Source organism: Accumulibacter sp., from assembly GCF_036625275.1.
GTDB lineage: Bacteria > Pseudomonadota > Gammaproteobacteria > Burkholderiales > Rhodocyclaceae > Accumulibacter.
The window spans coordinates 1-5,003 of sequence record NZ_JAZKUD010000157.1 but is presented as its reverse complement, the minus strand read 5'-3'; the positions used below and the strand labels follow the sequence as shown (position 1 = coordinate 5,003).

General features: G+C 64.4%; 6 protein-coding genes. 4 read left to right on the top strand and 2 right to left on the bottom strand.

Going from position 1 to position 5,003, the window contains the following annotated elements:
• The 3 genes from V5B39_RS21775 to fabI all read left to right on the top strand — a co-directional run.
• On the top strand, positions 1–187 hold a 187-nt coding region (locus V5B39_RS21775), incomplete at its 5' end, for a hypothetical protein (protein WP_332344908.1).
• Between the two features lie 217 nt (positions 188–404).
• Positions 405–620, top strand: a complete 216-nt coding sequence (locus V5B39_RS21770) for a hypothetical protein (RefSeq protein ID WP_332344907.1) — start codon at positions 405–407, stop codon at positions 618–620.
• Positions 621–733: 113 nt separating this feature from the next.
• Positions 734–1,582 carry an enoyl-ACP reductase FabI gene (gene fabI / locus V5B39_RS21765; RefSeq protein WP_332344906.1) on the top strand — a complete coding sequence of 283 codons (849 nt, stop codon included), beginning with the start codon at positions 734–736 and terminating at the stop codon, positions 1,580–1,582.
• Positions 1,583–1,607: 25 nt separating this feature from the next.
• Here the strand turns inward: fabI and V5B39_RS21760 are convergent, their stop codons facing one another.
• Both V5B39_RS21760 and V5B39_RS21755 read right to left on the bottom strand, forming a co-directional pair.
• Positions 1,608–2,792: an acetate/propionate family kinase gene (locus V5B39_RS21760; protein WP_332344905.1), complete on the bottom strand. Its 1,185-nt coding sequence runs from the start codon at positions 2,790–2,792 to the stop codon at positions 1,608–1,610.
• A gap of 1 nt (position 2,793) precedes the next feature.
• Positions 2,794–4,206, bottom strand: a complete 1,413-nt coding sequence (locus V5B39_RS21755) for a bifunctional enoyl-CoA hydratase/phosphate acetyltransferase (RefSeq protein ID WP_332344904.1) — start codon at positions 4,204–4,206, stop codon at positions 2,794–2,796.
• Between the two features lie 238 nt (positions 4,207–4,444).
• Between V5B39_RS21755 and V5B39_RS21750 the strand changes: the two genes are divergently transcribed.
• Positions 4,445–5,003 (top strand): lipid-binding SYLF domain-containing protein (locus tag V5B39_RS21750; RefSeq protein ID WP_332344903.1); only part of this gene is annotated, 559 nt, incomplete at its 3' end.

Sequence of the window (5,003 nt, the reverse complement as noted above, 5' to 3'; positions counted from 1 at the left end):
GAGAATACCCATTTCCTCTTCCTCCAATGGAAGGTACTGGCCACCTCATGGTAAAGCCACTCACCGCCGGCGGCCAGTCCTGTGGGAGAACGACGCGCAGCCGATCATGTCGCTTGCCGAGCACCTTCTCGTTCAGCAGATCAATCGGCACCGCACCGGCGTCGACTACTTCTTCCGCTGCGACTGACCTGCCTGAACGTCTTTCTCGTAGGCGGTTCCTTCGGCTTCTGCGGATCGTGGATCGAGCCTCCAGCCCCGCCAACAATGGCAATCTTCATCCTGGAGATCTCCGCAAACTCGATGCGAATTGATCCTGGCGAAATGGACACGGGCCGCCCTCGCAACGCAGTTCTCACTCTACCCGCGAGTCCAGGCGCCTGCAAGGTGATGAGACCGATATCGGGTTGTCGGCACTGCAACTGCTCTTTGAGTGGGAGAACCTCGCCAGCGAACAGGAGCCGGCGCTGTGGCTGGTCGGGCTCAACCCCGGCGTGCTCGAAGTGGTGCGGCGCTCGGGGCTGGCCGACAGACTGGGCTCCGAGCGCCTGCTGTACAATGCTCGGGCGGCGATCGAGCGTTTCCTGGCCGGGGAAGAGAAAAGCGGTGGCAAGCCAGGATAGCCGCCAGGCAGGGTTGCGATGCGCACACGCAGAGATCGGCCGTGACGCATCGCCGGGCAGCCACCGCCCGATCCGATCAACTGAATCCGGCCACCTGATGAGGAGAGCAACACATGGCAGCACTCGACACAAGACAACTCAGCCCGACCGAGGCCTTCTTTCGCGACCTTGCGGAGAAGGTGAAAGGCCCGGCCGGCGCGCTCGAAGGCAAGAAGGCGCTGATCATCGGAATCGCCAACAACCAGTCCATTGCCTACGGCTGCGCGCTCGCTTTCCGCGCCATGGGCGCCAGCGTCGCGATGACCTACCTCAACGACAAGAGCAAACCGTACACCCAGGCACTCGCCGACCACCTGGGCGTCGACCCGGCGCTGTATCTCCCCTGCGACGTGCGCATACCCGGACAACTCGAAGCGGTTTTCGCAGCGATCGAGAAAACCTGGGGCCGCCTCGACATCGCCCTGCACTCGATTGCCTTCGCGCCACGAGACGACCTGCATGGCCGCGTCACCGACTGTTCGCGCGACGGTTTCCTGCTGGCCATGGACGTCTCGTGCCACTCGTTCATCCGCATGGCGAAACTCGCCGAGCCGCTGATGAAGGATGGCGGATCATTGTTCACCATGAGCTACTACGGTGCCGAGAAGGTGGTCGATCGCTACAACCTCATGGGCCCGGTCAAAGCGGCGCTCGAGGCGTCGGCGCGTTACCTCGCCGCCGAACTGGGACCGAAAGGGATTCGGGTGCACCCGATTTCGCCCGGCCCGATAAGGACCCGGGCCGCGTCCGGAATCGATCGCTTCGACGAGTTGATGGACATCGCCGCGACGCGCGCCCCGAGCCACATGCTGGCCACCATCGAGGATGTCGGCATGGCGACGGCCTTCCTCGCTTCCGACTACGCGAAGCTCATCACCGGCCAGACGATGCACATCGACGGCGGCTACCACGTCGTCGGCTGAAGCGACTTCCGGCCAGGCGCGGAACCTACAGGGCCAGCAGCTTGCGCGTGTGACGGGCGATCATCAGCTCTTCGTTGGTCGGCACCACCCACGCTGACGTCCCGCTGCCGGCGCTGCTGATGCGCGGGCCGGCCAGTTCGTTGGCCGCCTCGTCGATCTCGATGCCGAGCCAGCGCGCCTTCTCGCAAACGAGTTGCCGGATACGCGCGCTGTTTTCGCCAATCCCGGCGGTGAATACCAGCGCATCAAGGCCGCCGAGCACGGCGGCGAGCGCGCCGAGTTCACGGCTGATGCGGTACACGAAGTGGTCGATCGCCAGCCGGGCGCGCGGTTCCTCGCTCGCCAGCAGAACGCGCATGTCGTTGCCGATGCCGGACAGGCCGAGCAGGCCCGAGCGCTTGTAGAGCAGATCCTCGATCTGCTTCGCGCTCATCCCCTCCTGCTGCAGCAGGTAGAGGACGATGCCGGGATCCATGTTGCCCGGCCGCGTCCCCATCAGCAGGCCGTCGAGGGCGGTGAAGCCCATCGAGCTGCCGACGCTGCGGCCCGCGTGCATCGCGCACATGCTGGCGCCGCTGCCGAGGTGGGCAACCACCACCCGCCCGCCGGCTACGGCTGGCGCGATACCTGGCAAGGCGGCGGCGATGTACTCGTACGAGAGTCCGTGGAAGCCGTAGCGGCGCACACCCTGCTCGAAATACTCGTACGGCAGACCGTAGAACTGCGCGACCCTTTCCTGCGTCTGGTGGAAGGCGGTGTCGAAACAGGCGACCTGCGGCAGTTCCGGCTGCACCTCCTGCACGGCACGGATAGCCGCCAGATTGTGCGGCTGATGCAGCGGCGCCAGCGGTATGAAGTCCTCGAGGCGGCGCATCGCCTCCGGCGTCACCAGCAGGGGGGCCGCATAGTCCGGGCCGCCATGCACGACGCGGTGACCGACACCTGCCAGCACGCTGCCCTGGAAACGCGAGCGCAACAGTCCGGCGATCCGCTGCAGCGCCTGCGCATGGCCGCTGACCTCGCTCTTGTCCCACTGCTCGTCGGCAATCCGCTCGCCGGCGCCATCCTTGACCTTGAGACGCGGCGCGGTGCCGAGCCCCTCGATCTGGCCGACCGCGACGGCGCGCATCTCCCCCGCCGCAGGCACTGCAAACAGCGAGAACTTGAGGCTCGACGAGCCGGCATTGAGGACCAGAATCAGATTTTCCATCTCACGCTCCTGCCTTGATCGGGGACTGAGCCGCCGCGGCGGTGGCCATCAGGACGGCGACCGCGCACGAGGCGAGCTTGGTGCGCCGGTTGTCGGCACGGCTGGTGAGGATGATCGGCACCCGTGCGCCGAGGACGACGCCGGCACCATCGGCATTACTCATGAAAGTCAGTTGCTTGGCAAGGATGTTGCCGGCGGCGAGATCGGGCACGACGACGATATCCGGATCACCTGCAACCGCCGAGTCGATCTTCTTGATCCGTGCCGCTTCCTTGCTGATCGCGTTGTCCAGCGCCAGCGGGCCATCGAGAATCGCGCCGCTGATCTGGCCACGGTCTGCCATCTTGCACAGCGAGGCGGCGTCGGTGGTGCAGACCATGCGCGAATTGATCGACTCGACGGCGCAGATGATCGCCACCTTCGGCCGTTCGATGCCCAGGACGTGTGCCAGATCGATCGCGTTCTGACAGATGTCGCGCTTGGTGTCGAGGTCGGGGGCGATGTTGATCGCCGCGTCGGTGACGATCAGCGGCTTGTGATAAGTCGGCACGTCCATCAGGAAGGCGTGCGTGATCCGCCGCTCTGTGCGCAGCCCGGTTTCACGGCTGACGACTTCGGCCATCAGTTCATCGGTGTGCAGGCTGCCCTTCATCAACGCCGTCGCCTTGCCGCGGCGAACCAGTTCGACCGCCCGGAATGCGGCGGCATGACTGTGCGCGACGTCCTCGATCTGCACGCCGGCGAGGTCGAGGCCGGCCTGCTCGGCGACCGCTCGCAGCCTGGCCAGCGGTCCAACCAGGATCGGTTCGATCAACCCCTCGCGTTTCGCCGCCAGGGCAGCAGCGAGCGACGACTCGTCACAGGGATGAACCACCGCGACGGATACGGGTGGCAGTTGCTGACAGCGTTCGACGAAACGCTCCAGGTTGTCGTGGCTCTGAATCGACACCTGTGCCGCGTCCGGACGTTGCATGCGAATCTTGACCTGTGGCGCGATGACCCGCGCCGTGCCGGTCATGATCGTCTCGCCGCGGGCGTTAAGGCCGCGACAGTCGAAAGTGACCCGCCGGCTTGCCGCATCCCTGGCGGTGGCGGTGATCGAGATCGTCACCTTCTCGCCAATCGGCACCGGTGCCAGGAACTCCAGATCCTGCCCCGAGTGTACCGTTCCCGGACCGGGAAGCTGGTTGCCGAGCAGTCCCGAAACCTGGGCGCCCAGCCACATGCTTTGTGCGCCAAGGTCGGACGGACCAAGCTGTCGGTCGAGTTCGCTGTCGAGCTGGGTCGGGCTGATGTCGCCGGAAACAGCCGCGAAAAGCTGCACGTCGCGCAAGGTCAGGGTATGCGTGATGGTCGCGGTGTCGCCGATGTTGATTTCGTCGAAGCAATGATTCTGGAGGATTTCCGAACTCATGATCTGCTCACTGGGATGATGGTGATGGCGTTCTTGGCAATGGACCGCGCCTCGCGCGTGCCTCGCATCATTATAGCGTCGCCTGTCTGGCGAGTACTGGCAGACGGCCATCCCGCAAATCAGGAGACCGGTGACCAAGCGCGGTTTCTCCCGACCCGGCAGGTTTTCGCTTACCATGGCTTGGCGACCGAATCCGGCCAACCCTTCCCCCTCATAACAACCATTCGCAGGTAACCACATGCACAAGACCGTCTTTTCGCAAGTTGCTCAAGCATCCCGGCTGTTCCTGCTTGCTGTCATCGCAGCCTTGGTGGGCTCGGCAAACGCCATCGCGGCGGACCGTGCAGCGCTCGAACGGGATGCGCACAGTGCCTATCAGAAGCTGATCACCCGGGTCACTGGGGCAAAAGCCTTGTCCAGGGATGCGGTCGCCGTCCTCGTGTTTCCAAAGATCACCAAGGCCGGTCTCGTCGTCGGCGGCCAGTACGGAGACGGCGTGCTCTTCAGGGGCGGTCAGGCAGCCGGATACTACAACACCGCCGGCGCTTCGTACGGACTGCAGGCCGGCGCCCAGCAATTTGGCTATGCCATGTTCTTCATGAATGAGAAGTCATTGAATGCTCTGAATCAGAATGATGGCTTCGAAGTCGGTGTTGGTCCCAGCGTGGTGGTGGTGGACCAGGGCATGGGCAAGTCGCTGACCACGACGACCGCCAAGGACGACATCTACGCCTTCATCTTCAGCCAGAAGGGCCTGATGGCCGGCATTGGCCTGCAGGGCAACAAGATCACCCGGC